The organism is Neisseria sp., from assembly GCF_030523955.1.
GTDB lineage: Bacteria > Pseudomonadota > Gammaproteobacteria > Burkholderiales > Neisseriaceae > Neisseria.
Genome location: NZ_JAUNHL010000010.1, coordinates 39,698 through 58,765 on the forward strand (window position 1 = coordinate 39,698; position 19,068 = coordinate 58,765).

Here is a 19,068-nt window from a genome sequence, read left to right on the forward strand (position 1 = left end):
GGCATCTCTTGTCTTGCCGGTCAATCTCAAGCGCTTTTAACAATTTTAATCTGCTTGGCAGGTGCGCAATGTAAATAAAGTAGCAACCAGGTAAAGACTGATAAAGACAGCATATTTAAACTCATCAACACGCTGAAAATTCGGACAAAATCTGCTATAATAACAAGATTGTCCAGGAGCTTTACGAAGCCCGGTTCCGCTTCTCAAACGGCAAGCGGAAAACTTGATAAAACCGTTTCGAATCGGCGAAAAACCAATCTTTTCTGGGGTTAGGTTCGGGGCGGGAAACCATTGATTTTTGTTTAGAGAAGAGTGTTTATGACGCAGCAACACGAAGAATACGGCGCCGAGAGTATCCAGGTATTAGAAGGTTTGGAGGCAGTGCGCAAACGGCCGGGCATGTATATCGGCGATACGCAGGACGGTTCGGGTTTGCATCACATGGTGTTCGAGGTGTTGGACAACGCAATCGACGAAGCGCTGGCCGGCCATTGCGACAAAATCACCGTAACCATCCATGCCGACAATTCGGTCAGCGTAGAGGATAACGGCCGCGGCATGCCCACCGGTATCCATCCGAAAGAAGGGCGCTCCGCCGCCGAAGTCATCATGACCGTATTGCATGCGGGCGGCAAGTTCGACAACAACAGCTATAAGATTTCCGGCGGTCTGCACGGCGTGGGCGTATCGGTAGTGAATGCCTTGTCCGACTGGGTAACGCTTACCATCCACCGCGACGGTAAAGAATTTTTCGTTAAATTCATCCACGGCGCGGCGGAAGAGCCTTTGAAAGAAGTCGGGTCTTCCGATAAAAAAGGCACCACCGTGCGCTTTTTGGCCAGCGAAACCACCTTCGGCGAAGTGGAGTACAGCTTCGACATTCTGGCCAAACGCATCCGCGAACTGTCTTTTCTGAACAACGGCGTCGACATCGAATTGTTCGACCAGCGCGACGGCAAACACGAAAACTTCGCTTTTTCCGGCGGCGTGGCCGGCTTCGTGCAGTATATGAACCGCAAGAAAACCGCACTGCATGAAAAAATCTTCTACGCTTCCGGTGAGAAAGACGGTATGGGCGTGGAAGTGGCGATGCAGTGGAACGACAGCTACCAAGAATCGGTGCAGTGCTTCACCAACAACATCCCGCAGCGCGACGGCGGTACCCACCTCACCGCCCTGCGCCAGGTGATGACCCGCACCATCAACAACTACATCGAATCTAACGAAATCGCCAAAAAAGCCAAAGTCGACACCAGCGGCGACGATATGCGCGAAGGCTTGACCTGCGTGTTGTCGGTGAAACTGCCCGATCCGAAATTCTCTTCGCAAACCAAAGACAAACTGGTTTCCAGCGAAATCGGCCCGGTGGTGAACGAAGTCATCAATCAGGCGCTGAACGATTTTCTGGAAGAGAACCCCAACGAAGCCAAAATCATCTGCAGCAAAATCGTCGACGCCGCCCGTGCCCGCGAAGCGGCACGCAAAGCGCGCGAGATTACCCGCCGCAAAGGCGTGATGGACGGCTTGGGTCTGCCGGGCAAGCTGGCCGACTGCCAAGAAAAAGACCCCGCTTTGTCCGAACTTTATCTGGTGGAGGGCGATTCCGCCGGCGGTTCGGCCAAACAAGGGCGCGACCGTAAATTCCAAGCGATTCTGCCGTTGAAAGGCAAAATCCTCAACGTGGAAAAAGCGCGCTTTGAGAAAATGCTGGCAAGCCAGGAAGTGGCAACACTGATTACCGCTTTGGGCACCGGCATCGGTAAGGAAGAATTCAACCCGGAAAAACTGCGCTACCACCGCATCATCATCATGACCGATGCCGACGTGGACGGCGCCCACATCCGTACGCTGCTGCTCACCTTCTTCTACCGCCAAATGCCCGAGTTGGTCGAGCGCGGCTATATTTATATTGCCCAGCCGCCGCTCTATAAGGCCAAACTCGGCAAACACGAGCGCTATCTGAAAGACGAGCAGGAAAAAGACCAATGGCTCTTGGGCTTGGCCTTGGATAAGGCGCGCATCGTTTCCGACGGCCGTACCTTGGAAGGCGAGGAGCTGGATAAACTGGCCAAACAGTTTATGCTGGCGAAAAACGCCATCGAACAGGAAAGCCGCATTATCGACTCATCGGTGTTGCAGGCCATGCTGTATGCCGACACGCTGGATGTATCCGATGCCGAGCATACCGAGCGTTCGATTGCTGCTTTGATGCCGCTGTTGGATGAAAAAGAAGTGGCGCTGGAGCGGCTGGCCGGCAGCGAGGGCGGTTTCTTTATCAAAATTACCCGTAAGCTGCACGGCAATGTAGTGGTCAGCTATATCGACGACAAATTCCTGAATAGCAAAAACTACCAAACCATCAGCCAAACCGCTGCCCTGCTCAAAGGCGTGGTGGGTGCCGGAGCCAAGCTTTATAAAGGCGACAATGAATATGATGTAGATGGTTTCGAAAACGCATTGGAAATTCTGATGAATGCCGCGCAGAAAAACCTTTCCATCCAGCGTTATAAAGGTTTGGGCGAGATGAACCCCGAGCAATTATGGGAAACCACCATGGATCCGGCGGTGCGCCGCCTGCTGAAGGTACGGATTGAAGACGCGATTGCCGCCGACGAAGTGTTCGTTACCCTGATGGGCGACGAAGTGGAACCACGCCGGATGTTTATCGAAACCAATGCGCTGATTGCGCAAAATATCGATGCTTGATGCCGGCTACTGACGTTTTGCATCGAATGCCTGTCTGAAAAATATTTTCAGACAGGCATTTTGTTTTGCCATGCCGCTTCTCACCTCTTTAAACCAACATGTAAAGCAAACGTTAATTTTTATATGATTTTGCCAATTTATGCGTTATAGTTAACTGCTATTGCAGAAATGAATAACCGTAAACCGTGGAGAATCATCATGCGCTTTATTCCGAAACTGACCGCCGTATGCTTGAGTGCGGCTTTGCTTGCGACACCGGTTTGGGCGGCACCGCCGTTAAACGTGGAAACCCAACAACCCGCCAAAGTCACCCGCGACAACACCAACGCCTGGTTGGAAATTGATGCAGCGGCCTACGGACGCAATATCGAAGCTTTGAAGAAACACCTGCGCGGCAAGGCGCAGATTTGTGCGATTTTGAAAGCCGATGCTTACGGTAACAGCATCGATTTGCTGATGCCTACGGTAATTGAACACAATGTGCCGTGTATCGGCATCGGCAGCAACGAAGAAGCGCGGGTGGCGCGTGCGCACGGCTATCAAGGGCGCGTGATGCGGGTGCGTGCAGCTTCTTTGGGTGAAATCCGCGACGGCATGCAATACGATATGGAAGAATTGTTCGGCAATCTGGCACAAGCGCAGGTGGCGAACAAATTGGCGCAAGAAGCCGGCAAAAAACTGCGTTTCCATCTGGGCCTCAATTCGGCAGGCATGAACCGAAACGGCTTGGATCTGAACGTACCGGGCGGCAAAGACGATGCGGTGGCGATCACCAAACTGCCGAACCTGCAAATCGTCGGCATCATGACGCACTTTCCGGTAGAAGATAAGGAAGATGTAAAAAAAGGATTGAAAGTATTCAAGAAAGACAGCAAATGGCTGATCCGCGCCGCCAAGCTCGACCGCAAAAAACTGGTGCTGCACACCGCCAATTCCTTCGTTACCCTAAACGTACCGGAAGGCTGGCTTGATCTGGTGCGCCCGGGCGGTATTCTGTACGGCGAACCGGTATACGAGCGGCCGGAATACGAATACATTATGTCGTTCAAAACCCGCGTAGCCAGCGTCAACAGCTATCCGAAAGGCAGCACGGTGGGCTACGACCGCACCTTCACGCTCGCACGCGATTCGCGGCTGGCCAATCTGCCGTTCGGTTATTCCGACGGCTACCGGCGCGTGTTCACCAATAAAGGCCACGTGCTAATCCGCGGCCACAAAGTGCCGGTGGTCGGCAAGGTATCGATGAATACCACCATGGTGGATGTAACCGACTTCCCCGACATCCAAGTCGACGACGAAGTGGTGATTTTCGGCAAACAAGGCGGTGCGGAAATCACTCAGAGCGAAGTGGAAGACATCAACGGCGCACTGTTTGCCGATTTGTATACGGTATGGGGCAACTCCAATCCGAAGCTGGCCAAACCGAAAAACACACCTTAACCGTTTGCCGTACAAACAGCCGGTGCCATCCGGCTGTTTTTTATTAAACAACTTTCGGCATAAAATGCCTGTCTGAAAACCAGCTCGCCTGTTTTGGCGAAGCCAAGCGGTTTCAGACAGGCATTTTTCATCAGCAGCCCTTAGAGCGTGCCGCCAGAAAGAAAACTTATTTTTACCATAAGGCAGCAGACCTTAACTGAAAGTTAAGTTATTTCGCCTCCCCATAAAAAAACACCATTTTTAGCGAACCGATGACATACTTTTACGGTCTATCTGTCAGTAATAATAAAAAACAACCAAACAGAAAGTCATTCATGCGAAAAACCAAGCCTTTAATTTGGATTAGCGTCATCGGCATGCTGCTTTTGGGCTTATCCTCTTGCGCGCACAAGGCTTTTTATTATCCCGACCGTGCCGATTACGGCTCTCCCGCCCAAAACGGTTTGCCCTTCGAACCCGTTACCTTCAAAAGCTACGACGGTACCGCCTTATCCGGCTGGTTTGTGCCTGCCCAAGGCAAAGCCAAAGGCACGGTGATTCATTTCCACGGCAATGCGCAGAATATTTCGGCGCATTGGGGTTTTGTCGACTGGCTGCCGGCGCGCGGTTTCAATGTATTTATGTTCGACTACCGCGGCTACGGTAAATCGGAAGGCAAACCCAATCCGCGGGGGCTGTTTGAAGACGGACAAGCCGCCATCGATTATGTACGCAGCCGCCCCGATGTGAACCCGGAAAAACTGGTCATATTCGGCCAGAGCTTAGGCGGTGCCAACGCCATCGGCGCGGTGGGTTCGGGCAACAAACAAGGAGTGAAGGCAGTAGCGGTCGAAGCGACTTTCCAATCCTATTCCGATATCGCCAATGATAAATTCGTTGGCGCCGGCGTATTGATGAGTAACCGCTACAGCGCCGAGAAATATGTAGCCGGTATATCGCCGATTCCGCTGCTGCTGATACACGGCACCGCCGACGAGGTGATTCCGTATAAACACGGACAAGCTTTATTCGACTTGGCGGGCAAACCGAAAAAACTGGTGCGGGTGGAAGGCGGCCATCACCTCGAAGCCACCTCACCGCGCTTCCAAAACCGCTACCGCGACGAATTAAGCAAATTCTTCACCGCAGCCTTGAAAAAATAACGATGAATGCAAGCAACCCTCAAACGGCGGCAGTCGAAACCCATCCGCTGCCGCCGTTTGCACCGCCCGCCGCCCGGCTATTGATGCTGGGCTCTTTTCCGCCGCCGCGCGAGCGCTGGAAAATGGATTTCTACTATCCGAACTTCCAAAACGACATGTGGCGGATTTTCGGGCTGGTATTTTTTGACAACCGTGATTATTTTATCGAAGCAGGCGGCAAAAGTTATAAAAAAGCGCTGCTGCGCGAATTTCTGGCAGAAAAAGGCATCGCCATCAGCGATACCGCCCATCAAATACGCCGTTTGCAAGGCAATGCTTCGGATAAATTCCTGCAAATCGTCACCCCGCTGGACTTGGGGGCTTTGCTGGCCAAGCTGCCGCAATGCCGTACGCTGATGACTACCGGCGAATTGGCCACCGATACTTTGCTCTCGCTGTTGCCGCCCGGTACGCCGAAGCCGAAAATCGGCGCGTACAGCGCAGTCGTATACGGCAATCGTACGCTGCACTGCTACCGGCTGCCCTCTTCTTCGCGTGCCTATCCCTTGGCCTTGGAGAAAAAAGCCGAGGCGTACCGGCGTTTTTTCGTTGAGATCGGAATGAAGTAAGGTCGCCCGGTTTAAAAAGAATGCCTGTCTGAAAAAACAAAGTTGCTTGTTTTTCAGACAGGCATTTCCATTTATAGTACCTTAAATTCAGCATAGGACAAGGCACAGCAACGCCGTAGCGAAAATTAAGTTAATCCGCTATATATCCCTTCGGCAGCCTGAAAAGGCTATAATATAACACTGGATCAAACAGGCAGATGCATGATGGATGCAAAACAAACCATTCTGGCACAAGCGCGTGCGGCGGGGGCACAGGTAACCGCCTTGCGCGAACAGGTGCTGGACATCGTGTTGCGCCAGCACGGTGTGATTAAAGCATACGTGGTACTGGCGCAGATGCAGCAAGAAAACGCGGCTCCGGTGGCACCGCCCACCGCTTACCGTGCGCTGGATTTTTGGGCGGAGCAAGGCGTGTTGCATAAAGTGGCGGCGGTAAACGGCTATGTGCTGTGCAGCCATGCCAGCCATCAGTGCGGCCATGATTGCCACGGGCACGGCGAGCACGCGCATCATCAGGCGTTTATTTTGGTGTGCACCGAATGCGGCGCAGTAGACGAACAAAGCCTGAGCAACGAATGGGCGGCTTTGCAGGCCGGCGTAGCGGCCAGCGGCTTTGCCCTGCAAGAAGAACATGTAGTGTTAACAGGAAGGTGCCGACAATGTCGTCAGTAAAAAAAGCAAAAGTCCATCTGATTTCCGGTTTTCTCGGCACGGGCAAAACCACCGCCTTAAAAAGCCTGATGGAACAAAAAGACCCGGCGGAAAAATGGGTGATCGTGGTCAATGAATTCGGTGAAATCGGCATCGACGGCGCGGTGTTGAGCGACAGCGGCATTCCGGTGGCGGAAGTAGCCGGCGGCTGTTTGTGCTGCGTGGCCGGGCCGCAAATGGGCAATACGCTGAAAAAAATGCTGGCCGACAACCAACCCGACCGCATTTTGATCGAAGCCAGCGGTTTGGCGCACGCGGCCAGTGTGATCGATGAATTGAAAGTGCCGCCGTTTAACGAATTATTGGAAATCGGCGCGGTGTTTACCGTGGTCGATCCGCGCCAATTCGTCGATCCGATGTATTCCTTGCAAGGTTTGTATAAAGACCAAATCGGCGTGTGCGACGTTTTGGTGGCCAGCAAAGTGGATTTGTGCACGCCGGAAGTGATGGCGCAATTTCACGAACAGGCGGCCAAGCTGTTCCCGCCGAAAGCTAAAGTGGTCGAAGTGGAAAACGCGAGCCTCGATATCGCGTGGCTGGATATTCCTGTGGTGGAAAAATCGCGCTACCGCTTGAAAACGCTGCCGGACAACACCATGGGTTTTCAATCGCAAGGCTTTACTTTCCCCGCCGAGAGCGAATTCGACGGTGAACGCCTCACCCGCTTCTTCAACGATTTGCCTGAGCTTACCGAAGGCTTGGTGCGCGCCAAAGGTGTGTTTCAAGTGTTGGGCACCTGGGTGTGGCTCAACTGGGTAGACGGCCAATGGGGCGCCAACCAGGTGGCCTGGCGGCGCGACAGTCGTTTTGAACTGATCGCCAAATCTTTTGACGCCGATAAGATAGAACAGCGTTTGCGCGAGGCGCTGGAATAAAGTTAAGTAAGCTATGCTGCTTTCGCATTAACAAGTATTCATTGACAAGTATTCATACAGTTTTTATAGTGAAATGTGAATTATCCTTATGGGATAATTTGGCATAGGAAAACTTATTTTCGCTTTTCATCAGCTAATCTAAAGTTTTCCCATATAACTGCATCCTTAGCGGAAGCGGTTGACTCTATTTGATACTAATTGAATAAGGAGATGTTGATGGCGACATTTGAGTTATCTAAAACCGAAGCAGGCCAATTTAATTTCAGCTTGCGCGGTGAAGACGACAAAGTCCTGTTGCGCAGCGAGCAGTACACCAGCAAGTCTTCGGCGCAAAACGGGATTGAATCCGTCCGCAAAAATGCGGCGGAAGAAAAACGCTATGAGCTGAAAGAAAGCAGCAACGGTAAATTTTACTTCAATCTCAAAGCAGTTAACGGCCAGATTATCGGTACCAGCCCGATGTTCGCCAGCGAAGAAATTCGTGCCCAAGCGCTGGCGCAGCTGAAAAGCAATGCGGCCACTGCCGGCGTAATGGAAGATTTGTAACCAATATGCCCGCAAACCGGATCAAGACACTTCGCGCAAAGAGCGGAGTGTCTTTTTATTGTCCGCAAAATGATGCGGAACAACCGCCGGTAAGCCTTAGCGCATACAGCTGAACGGCCTTACCGTATAATGCCTGTCTGAAAATATTTTGTTTGCCCTCTCAGGAAGCGTATGGCCAAACGCCTGCACACTCACTACGATAATCTGAAGGTGGCGCGGGATGCCAGCCCGCAAGCCATCCGCGCCGCTTATCGCGCCTTGTGCAAACGCTACCATCCCGACCACCACCCCACCCTGCCCGACGCACAGCGCATCATGAGCATCATCAACCATTCGTACGACGTGTTAAGCACACCGGAAAAACGGAAAAAGCACGACGAATGGATTGCCAAACACCAACCCAAACAGCCATGCGACATGCCGGAAAACATCGCCAGCCCGATGCCCGGCGGTTTCCGGCGGCCGAAAGAGCCGTTGAATTATCCGAAAATCATCTTGTGGCTGGCGTGCGTCGCCTTATTGATCCTCGGTGTGTTTTACTATACCGAACATCTGCGCCGCGCCGCCGAACCGCCGCCGCCGACCATCGGTAAACCCCAGCCCTAAACATTCGCCTAGGCTGGGAAAGCGGCCAAGCCATACAGCGGGTTTCGTTCGACGACACCAGCCAGCAAACATTTAAGTGGATTCACTCTATTTTTTCAGACAGGCATTGCCCGTATAATGCCTGTCTGAAACCATTTTAGAAAACAAGAAAGAACACCATGCCCGCCGCACCGGAAGCCAAATACACCGAAGAAACCGTTTTGTGGGTGAAACACCATACCGACAAACTAATGACTTTCGCCATCACCCGCCCAGAGGCTTACCGCTTCTCCGCCGGCCAATTTTCCCGGCTGGGATTCCGCGACGGCGAAGGCTTTATCTGGCGCGCCTATTCGGTGGTATCGGCCGAATACGCCGACGATTTGGAATATTTCGCCGTCTTGATACCAGGCGGGCCGATGTCGGCCAAGCTGGCCGAACTGAAAGCCGGCGACACCGTTTTACTGGACAAAAACGCCACCGGCTTTCTGCTGCCCGAGCGCTTTGTCGACGGCAAAGACCTGATTATGCTGTGTACCGGCTCCGGCATCGCTCCCTTTCTCTCCATTCTTGAGCAACCCGAGATCTGGCAACGCTTCGAACGCTTGGCATTGGTACACTCCGTATCCTATGCCGACGAATTGATTTTCAACGAACGCATCGCACAATTGAGCGAACATCCGCTGATCGGCGAATACACCGGCCGCTTGCGCTTTATCCCGGTACTCACCCGCGAAACCGGAGGCCGCCTCAACCGCCGCCTGCCCGAATTGCTGAAAAGCGGCGAACTCTCCGCCGCACTCGAAATACCGTTTACCCCGGCGGACACCCGCTTTATGATTTGCGGCAACCCCGCAATGGTGAAAGACACCTTCCAAGCCCTGCTCGATATGGGCTTCGCCATGCACCGCAACCGCATTCCGGGGCAGATTATGATGGAAAACGGCTTTTAAACAATCCATAAAAACCCTATCCGCAACCGCCTGCCCACGTTAAAGGAGCGTCATGTCGGTCAACCATTATGAAAACTTCCCGGTCGGCTCACTAATCCTGCCGCGCCGCCTGCGCCGGCCGATACACGCAATTTACGCTTATGCGCGCACTGCCGACGATATTTCCGATGAGGGCGATGCGAGCGATGAGCAGCGTTTACAAGGCTTGTCCCAATTGCGTGCGGAATTGGACACGATTGCCGGCGGCGGCCAAGCCAGTACGCCGATGATGCAACGCCTGCAACAGCAAGCGCTTACTCCTTATCAGATGCCGATGCAGCCGTTTTACGACTTACTTTCCGCATTTGAGCAGGATGTGGTGAAAAAACGCTACCAAACCTTCGGCGAATTGGTCGATTACAGCCGCCGCAGCGCCAATCCGGTCGGCCGGATGATGCTGCATCTTTACGGCGAGCACGACAGCCGCAGCCTTGCCCAAAGCGACGGTATCTGCACCGCCTTGCAATTAATTAATTTCTGGCAGGATGTGGCGGTAGACTGGCAAAAAGGCCGGGTATATCTGCCGCAGGAGGATTTGGCGAAATTCGGCGTTACCGAGGAACAAATTGCTGAGGGCAAAGCCGATTTCGCTTTCCAGCGGCTGATGGCTTACCAATGCAACAAAGCGCACAATATGCTGAAAGCCGGCTCGCCGCTGGCGAAGAAGCTGCCTGGGCGTTTAGGCTTCGAATTGCGCCTGATTATCTTGGGCGGCCAGCGGATTTTGCATAAGCTGGAAGAAAACCGCTATGATGTATTCAACAAACGCCCGAAGTTAAATGCGAAAGACTGGTGGCTGATGCTCAAACGCGCGGTTTTGAAAAAATAAACATACCCGGCATTTGCCGAGTATGTTTATTATCTTGATATTAGCAGATTTAATTAATTTTCGATACAAGGCAGCAAGCCGAAGACAGTACAAGTAGTACGGCAAGGCGCAGCAACGACGTAGCGAAAGTTAATTAAATCTGCTATATTTTTCAGACAGGCATCGACAGGCCATGCCTGTCTGAAACATTAATTCAAACGGCTCTGGCCTGCCGCCCAGCGCTCCCACTCCAAACGGTAGTTAACCAATTCGGGATACTCTTCAATTTCCAAATCCACACCCTGTTGCTCGGCCGCATCCAGCAAATCACCCAACAATTCAACCGGCTCGATTTCCAAACCGTATAACTGCGGATCGAAATCCACCCCCACCAGCACCTCTTCCTGATCCATACCGATCAACCATTCGGCCATTAATACCTGCAAAGGCACCGCTTCCACTTGATAGTCCGCCCACTCTTCGGCTTTACAGGCTTGAGCATCTTCCGGCGTCGCCCAAATGCAGTACACCGGCACCGGTTCGCCGTCACTGCCTTCATAGTCGGTGGAAGGACACTCCGCAATTCCCTCGTCGTCGCTCAGGGTATAAACCGTTTGCGTGCTGAGCAAGGTTCGGATAAAGCGGTTATAGGCATGGTCTTCTGGATGGGGGAACATAATCAGTCTTCGTCCGTATCGAAATCGTTGTCGACCACATAGTCAAGGTTATTTTGAGAATGATCCATCGCCGCCTTGACGGCCTGATAGAGCGCACGGAAATTCTTCGGCGGCTTGGACAATTCTTTCTCTTTGCGCGCATTGCGGATTAACGTGCGCAAGGCGGCAACATCCGCAGCGGGATATTCGCTCACAAAATCCGTTAAGGCCTGATCATTTTCGATCAAACGCTCGCGCATTTGTTCCACCCGCTGCAAAAAAGCGTTATGCGCACTGCTCTCTCCTTTCAGACGGGCCAGAAATTCGCGGATAGGCTCGGGATCGATGTCGCGCATCAGCCGGCCGATATATTGGGTTTGTCTCTTCGTGGCGCCGTTGGAAGTGATTTTCTTATAATCGCGGATGGCCTGCTGCAAATCTTCGGGCAACCCAGCTTTTTTCAGGGTTTCGTTCGACAAGCGGGTTAATTCCATGCCCAAGTCCTGCAACTCGTTCATGCGTTTTTTCATCTGGGTTTTGCTCACCCATTCTTCATGATTCATATCGTTCATATCGGTAACACTTATATTATCGGCCAAAGCATTTTAACACACCGCAGCCCGCCTTCGTGGCGAAGAAAACGACGGGCACTGCGGTATTGCGCGAAAACGGGTAAAATAGCCGCCTCGATTAATCCTTTTTACCGTTTCACAGCGCGTAATAGCCGATAGGAAAACCTATGTTTAACCATACTCCTGCTGAATTGAAAGAAGTTTGCGCCTTGGCATTAAGCGTAGCCAAACAAAAAGGCGCCAGCGCCGCCGAAGCCGATGTCAGCGAATCGCTCGGCCAAAACGTGCAAGTGCGTTTGCAGGAAATCGAACACATAGAACACCAACAAGATAAATCACTGGACATCACTGTTTATATCAATCAAAGCAAGGGGCGTGCCAGCACCGCGGATTTCTCGCACCGTGCGGTCGAAGAAACCGTACAGGCTGCTCTGGATATCGCCAAATATACCGCCCAAGACGAAGCCGCCGGTTTGGCGGATGCCGCTCTGATGGCCCATACGCCGGTAGAGCTGGATAAATATCACGAATGGGATTTATCCAGCGAAGCGGCAGTGGAGCTGGCCATGCGCGGCGAGGCGGCGGCATTAGCGGCAGACAAGCGGATTCAAAACTCGGAAGGCGCAGGCGTGCATACCAACCATTACCAGTTTGTCTACGGCAATAGTCATGGTTTTCTCCAACATCAGGCAGGCACCCGCCACAGTGCCTCTTGCAGCGTCGTCGCCGCCGACGAGAGCGGCATGCAGCGCGATTATTGGTACGACATGGCGCGCTCTGCACAAGAATTATCGTCTATGGAAGAAATCGGTCGCACTGCTGCCGAGCGTACCCTTCGCCGCCTGAATGCACGCTCGCTGCCCACCGGCCGCTATCCGGTATTATTCGATACCACCGTTTCTGCCAGCCTGATCGGCCATGTGGTCGGCGGCTTATCCGGCGCGGCTTTGTACCGCCAGAACAGTTTTCTGCTCGATAGTTTGGGCAAACAGATCTTGCCGGATTTTCTCAGCCTGCGCGAAGAGCCGCATATCCCGCGCGCTTGGGGCAGTACTTGGTTTGATGCCGAAGGCGTGGCCACTGCACCACGTTTTGTAATTGAAAACGGCACCGTACAAGGTTATTTCTTGTCGAGTTACAGCGCCCGCAAACTGGGAATGCAAACCACCGCTAACGCCGGCGGTGCGCACAACCTGCTGCTAAACGCCACCTGCCCCGCACAAACCGATTTGCTCAAACAAATGGGCAGCGGCTTGTTGGTAACCGAGCTGATGGGACAAGGGGTGAACATGCTGACCGGCGATTACTCGCGTGGTGCAGCGGGCTTTTGGGTGGAAAACGGCGTAATCCAATATCCGGTGGAGGAAATCACCATCGCCTCGCGTCTGCAGGATATGTTGCTCAACATCGTCGGCGTCGCCGATGACGCACTGCGCCGCAGCAGTAATAAAGTCGGCTCGCTGTTGATAGCGGAAATGACCGTAGCAGGCAGTTAAAAGCAACCTCGCATAACGGAAAAGGGCTGCAAGCCGGCGAAAAAATATCCGTAGCACGGCATTGCTGACTCGTAACAAAACAAGTTTCCGCCCAAGATACCACCATATAAAAATGCCTGTCTGAAAACTTTCAGCTTCGCCCAAACGCGCAAGCTTGTTTTCAGACAGGCATTTAATGGTATGTTGAATAATATAACCAATTCACTTAACTTTCGCTACGGCGTTGCTGCCGTATATCGAAAACGTGTTCATCCGCTATACATTCACTTTCCATTTTAAATCCGCATCGGCATCACAATGTATTTGAAATTCGGATTATTCGGAATGGTAAACAGCGTCGAACGGTTGGCATCGCCAAAGGCCAGCTGCATATCTTCGACATGCACGTTACGCAATACGTCCATCAGGTAGCCGATGTTGAAGCCCACTTCCAATTCGCCGCCCTGATAAGCGATTTCCAACTCTTCGCGTGCCTCTTCCTGCTCGTTGTTGCTACACACTACGCTCAGCACACCCGGCTTCAGATTCAGGCGTGCGCCGCGGAATTTTTCATTGGCCAGAATCGAAGCACGCTCCAAGGCGCTTAGCAACTGTGTACGGCCTACCAAGAAAATCTTATCGTTATCCAACGGAATCACGCGGTTGAAATCAGGGAATTTGCCGTCCACCACCTTGCTGACAATCACCGTTTCATTGCAGCGGAAACGTACCTGGTTCTCCAGCAATTCCACGGTAACCGGCTCGCTCGGATGATTCAGTAGTTTAAAGAGTTCCAATACGGTTTTACGCGGCAAAATCACCTCCGCCTTGGGCAAATCTGCATCGATGGTGGTACCGGAATAAGCCAAGCGGTGGCCGTCGGTAGCGACCAGGCGCAACTGGTCGCCTTCGGTCTGCATCAGCATGCCGTTCAGATAATAGCGGATATCCTGCACCGCCATGCTGTATTGCACTTGCGACAACATATTCTTCAAAGCCTCTTGCGGCAACGAAAAGGCTTGGCCGACCTCCTCGCCCACGCTCATCAACGGAAAATCTTCTGCCGGCAATGTTTGCAGATTAAAGCGCGACTTGCCTGCTTTTAAGGTCAAGCGGTTTTGCGCCCAATCCAGCGCCACCAGCGAACCTTCCGGCAATGCGCGCAGAATGTCTTGCAATTTTTTGGCATTGGTGGTGATGCGGAAATCACCGGCATCACTCACCGGGCCTGCCGTATTGATTTGGATTTCCAAATCGGTAGCCAAAATATTGGTTTGTCCATGCACGTTTTCGAGCAGTACATTGGAGAGAATCGGCAACGTATGGCGCCGTTCCACAATACCGGTAACCGCTTGCAAAGGCTTGAGCAAAGCATCTCGTTCGGCTTGTAAAATCAACATGTTTAACCCTCTTGGCTAATTAATTTTGAATCAAAATCAACAGTTTTTCATAATCTTGTGCGATCTCCGGGTCTTCAACGCGCAGCTTGGCCACGTTTTTTACCCCGTGCATCACTGTGGTGTGATCTCGCCCGCCGAAGGCATCACCGATGGCCGGCAGGCTTAAATTGGTTAATTCTTTGGTTAGGCTCATCGCCACTTGGCGCGGCCGCGCAATATTGCGCGTTCGCTTAGATCCCAGTATATCGCTGATTTTAATACGATAATATTTCGCCACCTGATCCATAATCAGATCGGCGGTAATCACTTTATGCGCATGCGCAACGATATCCTGTAAAGCGTCAGCCGCCAAATCGATATCAATCGGCTTTTTCAGAAAGCGGCTGCGCGCCTCCACTCTTTTAAACGCACCTTCCAGCTCGCGCACATTGGAACGTATATGCTTGGCAATGAAAAACGCCGCCTGTTCATCCAAACTCACGCCGGCAATCTCGGCTTTTTTCTGCAAAATCGCTACCCGCATTTCCAGCTCGGGCGGCTCCAGTTCTAAGGTCAAGCCCCAAGAAAAACGCGATTTTAGGCGGTCATCCATGTCTTCGATTTTGGTCGGCAACACATCGCAGGTCAGAATCAGCTGTTTTTTCTCGTTATGGAAGTGGTTATACAGATAAAAAAACTCTTCCATGGTGCGGTCTTTGCCTTTGATGAACTGAATGTCATCGATAATCAGCAAATCGTATTGCTTATACTGCTGTTTGAATACATCGTAACTATTGGTGCGCACCGCGCTCATAAAGCTGCGGATATAATCGTCAGAATGCATGTAGCGCACTTTGGCCTCGGGGTTGTTTTTCAGCAACTGATTGCCGATGGCCTGAATCAAATGGGTTTTACCCAAGCCGGTGCTGCCATATAAGAAGAAGGGATTATAGCCCTGCCCCGGGTTTTCGGCGATAGACTGTGCCGCCGCCGCCGCAATGCGGTTGCCCTTGCCCTCTACCAGCGTTTCGAAAGTATAGTCGGGCGACAAATTGGTTTGCGCGTAATGCTGCTCTTCACGCGCACGCGTCTCTTCGGCAGCCGCTTCCTTTTTTTTGCTTTTCGCCGCTGTTTTACCGCTATCGGCCTCTTTTCCTTTGGCCATTAGCGACTTCATCCGTTCTGCCAAAATATCCGTAGCACTTTGGCGTACAGCCGCCGCTTCAGCTTCCTGTTTCTTTTCAGACAGGCCTCTCTCCGGTTCGGACACAGATACTGTAACGGCTGATAGATTGGCTTCATCTACCTGTTGCTGAAGCGGATAATGCACGCCCTTGCCGGTTTTAAACAAAAAAGGCGCTTGCTGCGGCACCAATTCGGCACGCACCGCATCAATGACTGATGCAAACTGGGTTTTCAGCATATTGCTGGCAAACTGATTTTTACCGTAAACCACCCACACACCGTTTTCCTCGCCCACTGTTAAGGGCGCAATCCAGGTATCAAACTGTTGCGGCGTGAGCTCGGCCTGCAAACGGCGCAGGCATAAAGGCCAAAATTCAGCGAGTGTCATATTCAGGAAAATCCGGTCGGCAAAGCCTAAATTAAAATAAAATCAATGCAGTAGATACGGTTTTTTCTTTATCAAAAAACCGTTCAGCAAAGATTTTCCGATTATACCGAATTTCAACAGCCACTGCATCAGTGCCGCCGACAAGAAAAGCAATGCCCGAGAGTTGGAAGAAATATATCGGAGTCTACAAATAAATTATGTTGCCCGCTTGGAAAAAACCATCCACCATATTCAGTAGAAACACAGGTAAGCATTGACAAAACCATGAAATTGAGTTGTAATTACCCGTTTGAAATTCTGACTATTTTTTAGGAATCATCATGAAACGCACTTTCCAACCCTCGGTAACCAAACGCAAACGCACCCACGGTTTCCTGGTTCGCTCTAAAACCCGTGGCGGTCGCGCCGTATTGGCTGCCCGTCGCGCCAAAGGCCGCAAACGCTTGGCCGTATAAGTCGGTGTCTCTTGGATAACCGCTTTAGCAAGCAGTACCGCCTATTAAAAACGGAAGATTTTTCTTCCGTTTTTGCTTTAAGAAAACAGCGGCAAAGTACTTTTCTTCAGGTGCTATACTCCCGTAGCAACCCGCTTGGCCATCCGCGCCTGGGCTTGGTGGTAGGCAAAAAAACGGCAAAACGCGCCAACAAGCGCAATTATATGAAGCGCGTGATTCGCGAATGGTTTCGTTGCCACAAAGCAGACATGCCTGCGCAAGACTTTATCGTACGGGTCAAACGCCGCTTCGAACGTGCCGATGCACCGGAAATACGCCGCCAACTGGCGCAACTGTTACTAAAAAAACCGTAAACATCATGTTCGCCAAGCTGATATTGGGTTTGATTCAGTTTTACCGCTATGCTATCAGCCCGCTGATTCCCCCGCGCTGCCGCTATACCCCTACCTGCTCGCAATATGCTTTGGAAGCGGTGAGCAAATACGGCGCAATCAAAGGCGGCTGGCTGGCCTTCAAACGCATCATCCGCTGCCATCCCTGGGGCGGGCACGGCCATGATCCCGTACCTTAAAACCAGCCATCAATGCCTGTCTGAAAAACTGTCAAGCAAGCCGTTTATATATCTGTTATCCTTACGCGTTTGCCAAATACTACATTTTTTAGGAATACACAAAAATGGACTCTAAAGGCCTGATTACATTTTGCATCGTAACGCTGCTGATTTTTATCGGTTGGGAACAGATTTTCCCCTCTCCGAAACCGCAGCCCGCTGCACAACAGAGCCAGCAACAGCAAAAAGCCGTCGCTGCTGATTCGGCGCTCACCGCTACGGTTCCGGTGAAAGTAACCACCGATACCGTTCAAGCCGTAATTGACGAAAAAACCGGTGATTTGCGCCACCTGACCTTGTTGAAATATAACGCGGCTACCGATGAAAACAAAAACTTCGTCTTGCTCGATGATCAAAAAGCGCATACTTATATTGCCCAAGCCGATTTATTGGATGATCGCGGCCAGAGCCTGACTAAAAACCTCAGCTATACGGCAGCCCAAAAAGAATACACCTTAAACGGCGACAAATTGGAAGTCCGCCTGAGCGCACCCGCCGCCAATGGTCTGCAAATCGACAAAATCTATACTTTCACCAAAAACAGCTATCTGATTAACGTGCGTTTCGACGTTACCAATCAAAGCGGCCAACCGGTAAAACTGGATGCCGCTTACCGCATGGTACGCGACCACAACAAGCCTGAAGGCGAAGGCTTTTTTATGTATAGCTACACCGGTCCGGTAGTCTATACCCCTGCCGGCGAGTTCCAAAAAGTGGATTTCTCCGAGCTGGATAAAGATGCCGAAACCGGCCGCGACCAAACCGAATACGAACGCAAAACCAATACCGGTTGGGTGGGTATGACCCAACACTACTTTATGTCGACCTGGATTTTGCAGCCCAAAAATGGCCAAAGCGTCTGCGGCAATACCAGCTGCCAAATTGAAGTAAAACGCCGCGAAGACAATCTCTACAGCGCCGGCACCCGCGTCGCCCTGCCTGAAATCCAAAACGGTACCAAGCAAAGTACCCAAATCAACCTCTATGCCGGTCCGCAAAGCACCGACAGCATCCGCAACATTGCCGACAATCTGGAGCTGATTAAAGATTACGGCCGTATCTATTACCCCGCTACCGCCCTCTTCTGGCTGATGGAAAAACTGCACGGGTTTGTCGGCAACTGGGGTTGGGCGATTGTATTGCTCACCATCATTGTAAAAGCCGTTCTCTACCCGCTGACCAATGCTTCTTATAAATCCATGGCCAAAATGCGTGCCGTCGCGCCCAAATTGGAAGCACTGAAGAAACAGCACGGCGACGACCGTATGGCATTGCAAACCGCCATGATGCAGATGTACCGTGATGAAAAAATCAACCCCTTGGGCGGCTGTTTGCCCATGTTGCTGCAAATCCCGGTGTTCATCGGTCTCTATTGGGCAATCTTCAGCTCGGTAGAGCTGCGCCAGGCCCCGTGGATTTTGTGGGTACACGATTTGAGCCGACCCGATCCTTGGTTTATCCTACCCATCCTGATGGCCGCCACCATGTGGTTCCAAACTACCCTGAACCCACCGCCTACCGATCCGATTCAAGCCAAAATGATGAAAATCATGCCGCTGGTATTCTCCGCCATGTTCTTCTTCTTCCCGGCCGGTTTGGTGCTGTATTATGTGGTCAACAACCTGCTGAGCATCGCGCAACAGTGGTATATCAACAAAACCATTGAAAACCAACGCCTGCAAGGCGAAGTGCTGGATAAGAAATAAACGCTCTCGTTTCAACAAATGCCTGTCTGAAAAAATATTTCAGACAGGCATTTTTATATCCCCATCCCTACCGTTTTTTCTTTCAGACAGGCATTATCCAAAATATAGTCAATTAAAATAAGAGCTCCGTAGCAGTGCAGTCATAAAATCTCCCACGGCAGGTAAAACTTTCCACAAATGCTTTTTAATATTCGCCCATACCTTTTCAATCGGATTAAGCTCGGGTGAA

19 protein-coding genes and 1 pseudogene are annotated in these 19,068 nt (G+C 51.7%); 15 read left to right on the top strand and 5 right to left on the bottom strand.

What is annotated here, in order from left to right:
• Positions 1-318 precede the first annotated feature (318 nt).
• From gyrB to hpnC, 10 genes are all read left to right on the top strand, one after another.
• Positions 319-2,706: a DNA topoisomerase (ATP-hydrolyzing) subunit B gene (gene gyrB / locus Q4C79_RS03390; RefSeq protein ID WP_303089627.1), complete on the top strand. Its 2,388-nt coding sequence runs from the start codon at positions 319-321 to the stop codon at positions 2,704-2,706.
• 168 nt (positions 2,707-2,874) lie between these two features.
• Entirely contained in the window at positions 2,875-4,146 is a 1,272-nt protein-coding gene (gene alr, locus Q4C79_RS03395) for an alanine racemase (protein WP_303089628.1), read from the top strand.
• 314 nt (positions 4,147-4,460) lie between these two features.
• Positions 4,461-5,288 (top strand): alpha/beta hydrolase, encoded by an 828-nt coding sequence (locus Q4C79_RS03400; RefSeq protein WP_303089629.1) that lies wholly within the window; start codon positions 4,461-4,463, stop codon positions 5,286-5,288.
• Between the two features lie 2 nt (positions 5,289-5,290).
• A complete protein-coding gene (locus tag Q4C79_RS03405) occupies positions 5,291-5,896 on the top strand; it encodes a uracil-DNA glycosylase family protein (RefSeq protein ID WP_303089630.1) in 606 nt (201 codons plus the stop codon).
• Positions 5,897-6,097: 201 nt separating this feature from the next.
• Entirely contained in the window at positions 6,098-6,568 is a 471-nt protein-coding gene (locus Q4C79_RS03410; protein WP_303089631.1) for a Fur family transcriptional regulator, read from the top strand.
• Positions 6,556-7,482, top strand: a complete 927-nt coding sequence (locus tag Q4C79_RS03415; RefSeq protein WP_303089632.1) for a GTP-binding protein — start codon at positions 6,556-6,558, stop codon at positions 7,480-7,482. The genes Q4C79_RS03410 and Q4C79_RS03415 overlap by 13 nt, the downstream gene beginning before the upstream one ends.
• Before the next feature lie 216 nt (positions 7,483-7,698).
• Positions 7,699-8,028 carry a YegP family protein gene (locus Q4C79_RS03420; RefSeq protein WP_303089633.1) on the top strand — a complete coding sequence of 110 codons (330 nt, stop codon included), beginning with the start codon at positions 7,699-7,701 and terminating at the stop codon, positions 8,026-8,028.
• A gap of 171 nt (positions 8,029-8,199) precedes the next feature.
• A complete protein-coding gene (locus Q4C79_RS03425; RefSeq protein WP_303089634.1) occupies positions 8,200-8,634 on the top strand; it encodes a J domain-containing protein in 435 nt (144 codons plus the stop codon).
• Between the two features lie 158 nt (positions 8,635-8,792).
• Positions 8,793-9,566 (top strand): ferredoxin--NADP reductase, encoded by a 774-nt coding sequence (locus tag Q4C79_RS03430; protein ID WP_303089635.1) that lies wholly within the window; start codon positions 8,793-8,795, stop codon positions 9,564-9,566.
• A 52-nt stretch (positions 9,567-9,618) separates the two neighbouring features.
• The gene (gene hpnC / locus Q4C79_RS03435) at positions 9,619-10,434 is read left to right on the top strand and encodes a squalene synthase HpnC (protein ID WP_303089636.1); all 816 of its coding nucleotides are present in this window, start codon (positions 9,619-9,621) and stop codon (positions 10,432-10,434) included.
• A gap of 188 nt (positions 10,435-10,622) precedes the next feature.
• On the opposite strand, the gene Q4C79_RS03440 is transcribed toward hpnC, so the two are convergent.
• Together Q4C79_RS03440 and yjgA are read right to left on the bottom strand one after the other, a co-directional pair.
• A complete protein-coding gene (locus tag Q4C79_RS03440; protein ID WP_303089637.1) occupies positions 10,623-11,090 on the bottom strand; it encodes a DUF2750 domain-containing protein in 468 nt (155 codons plus the stop codon).
• 2 nt (positions 11,091-11,092) lie between these two features.
• Entirely contained in the window at positions 11,093-11,641 is a 549-nt protein-coding gene (yjgA, locus tag Q4C79_RS03445; RefSeq protein WP_303089638.1) for a ribosome biogenesis factor YjgA, read from the bottom strand.
• Between the two features lie 167 nt (positions 11,642-11,808).
• On the opposite strand from yjgA, the gene pmbA reads away from it, so the two are divergent.
• Positions 11,809-13,137, top strand: coding sequence for a metalloprotease PmbA (pmbA, locus tag Q4C79_RS03450; RefSeq protein ID WP_303089639.1), 1,329 nt, complete (start codon positions 11,809-11,811; stop codon positions 13,135-13,137).
• A 275-nt stretch (positions 13,138-13,412) separates the two neighbouring features.
• On the opposite strand, the gene dnaN is transcribed toward pmbA, so the two are convergent.
• Together dnaN and dnaA are read right to left on the bottom strand one after the other, a co-directional pair.
• Positions 13,413-14,516 carry a DNA polymerase III subunit beta gene (gene dnaN / locus Q4C79_RS03455; protein ID WP_303089640.1) on the bottom strand — a complete coding sequence of 368 codons (1,104 nt, stop codon included), beginning with the start codon at positions 14,514-14,516 and terminating at the stop codon, positions 13,413-13,415.
• A 19-nt stretch (positions 14,517-14,535) separates the two neighbouring features.
• Entirely contained in the window at positions 14,536-16,068 is a 1,533-nt protein-coding gene (gene dnaA, locus Q4C79_RS03460) for a chromosomal replication initiator protein DnaA (protein ID WP_303089641.1), read from the bottom strand.
• Positions 16,069-16,388: 320 nt separating this feature from the next.
• Between dnaA and rpmH the strand changes: the two genes are divergently transcribed.
• The 4 genes from rpmH (at position 16,389) to yidC (ending at position 18,839) form a co-directional block, all read left to right on the top strand.
• Positions 16,389-16,523, top strand: a complete 135-nt coding sequence (gene rpmH / locus Q4C79_RS03465; protein WP_019958174.1) for a 50S ribosomal protein L34 — start codon at positions 16,389-16,391, stop codon at positions 16,521-16,523.
• Between the two features lie 11 nt (positions 16,524-16,534).
• Positions 16,535-16,876, top strand: coding sequence for a ribonuclease P protein component (rnpA, locus tag Q4C79_RS03470; RefSeq protein WP_303089642.1), 342 nt, complete (start codon positions 16,535-16,537; stop codon positions 16,874-16,876).
• Between the two features lie 5 nt (positions 16,877-16,881).
• On the top strand, positions 16,882-17,094 hold the full coding sequence (gene yidD / locus Q4C79_RS03475) for a membrane protein insertion efficiency factor YidD (RefSeq protein ID WP_303089643.1): 213 nt from the start codon (positions 16,882-16,884) through the stop codon (positions 17,092-17,094).
• Positions 17,095-17,198: 104 nt separating this feature from the next.
• Positions 17,199-18,839 (top strand): membrane protein insertase YidC, encoded by a 1,641-nt coding sequence (yidC, locus tag Q4C79_RS03480; RefSeq protein ID WP_303089644.1) that lies wholly within the window; start codon positions 17,199-17,201, stop codon positions 18,837-18,839.
• 108 nt (positions 18,840-18,947) lie between these two features.
• Here yidC and Q4C79_RS03485 read toward each other — a convergent pair.
• Positions 18,948-19,068: pseudogene (locus Q4C79_RS03485) on the bottom strand (IS630 family transposase); the annotation flags it as partial.

What these genes read in the sequence shown, in the direction of transcription:
- gyrB (WP_303089627.1), top strand. Translation starts at nt 319, where the DNA reads ATGACGCAGCAACACGAAGAATACGGCGCCGAGAGTATCCAGGTATTA.
- alr (WP_303089628.1), top strand. Translation starts at nt 2,875, where the DNA reads ATGAATAACCGTAAACCGTGGAGAATCATCATGCGCTTTATTCCGAAA.
- Q4C79_RS03400 (WP_303089629.1), top strand. Translation starts at nt 4,461, where the DNA reads ATGCGAAAAACCAAGCCTTTAATTTGGATTAGCGTCATCGGCATGCTG.
- Q4C79_RS03405 (WP_303089630.1), top strand. Translation starts at nt 5,291, where the DNA reads ATGAATGCAAGCAACCCTCAAACGGCGGCAGTCGAAACCCATCCGCTG.
- Q4C79_RS03410 (WP_303089631.1), top strand. Translation starts at nt 6,098, where the DNA reads ATGATGGATGCAAAACAAACCATTCTGGCACAAGCGCGTGCGGCGGGG.
- Q4C79_RS03415 (WP_303089632.1), top strand. Translation starts at nt 6,556, where the DNA reads ATGTCGTCAGTAAAAAAAGCAAAAGTCCATCTGATTTCCGGTTTTCTC.
- Q4C79_RS03420 (WP_303089633.1), top strand. Translation starts at nt 7,699, where the DNA reads ATGGCGACATTTGAGTTATCTAAAACCGAAGCAGGCCAATTTAATTTC.
- Q4C79_RS03425 (WP_303089634.1), top strand. Translation starts at nt 8,200, where the DNA reads ATGGCCAAACGCCTGCACACTCACTACGATAATCTGAAGGTGGCGCGG.
- Q4C79_RS03430 (WP_303089635.1), top strand. Translation starts at nt 8,793, where the DNA reads ATGCCCGCCGCACCGGAAGCCAAATACACCGAAGAAACCGTTTTGTGG.
- hpnC (WP_303089636.1), top strand. Translation starts at nt 9,619, where the DNA reads ATGTCGGTCAACCATTATGAAAACTTCCCGGTCGGCTCACTAATCCTG.
- Q4C79_RS03440 (WP_303089637.1), bottom strand. Translation starts at nt 11,090, where the DNA reads ATGTTCCCCCATCCAGAAGACCATGCCTATAACCGCTTTATCCGAACC.
- yjgA (WP_303089638.1), bottom strand. Translation starts at nt 11,641, where the DNA reads ATGAACGATATGAATCATGAAGAATGGGTGAGCAAAACCCAGATGAAA.
- pmbA (WP_303089639.1), top strand. Translation starts at nt 11,809, where the DNA reads ATGTTTAACCATACTCCTGCTGAATTGAAAGAAGTTTGCGCCTTGGCA.
- dnaN (WP_303089640.1), bottom strand. Translation starts at nt 14,516, where the DNA reads ATGTTGATTTTACAAGCCGAACGAGATGCTTTGCTCAAGCCTTTGCAA.
- dnaA (WP_303089641.1), bottom strand. Translation starts at nt 16,068, where the DNA reads ATGACACTCGCTGAATTTTGGCCTTTATGCCTGCGCCGTTTGCAGGCC.
- rpmH (WP_019958174.1), top strand. Translation starts at nt 16,389, where the DNA reads ATGAAACGCACTTTCCAACCCTCGGTAACCAAACGCAAACGCACCCAC.
- yidD (WP_303089643.1), top strand. Translation starts at nt 16,882, where the DNA reads ATGTTCGCCAAGCTGATATTGGGTTTGATTCAGTTTTACCGCTATGCT.
- yidC (WP_303089644.1), top strand. Translation starts at nt 17,199, where the DNA reads ATGGACTCTAAAGGCCTGATTACATTTTGCATCGTAACGCTGCTGATT.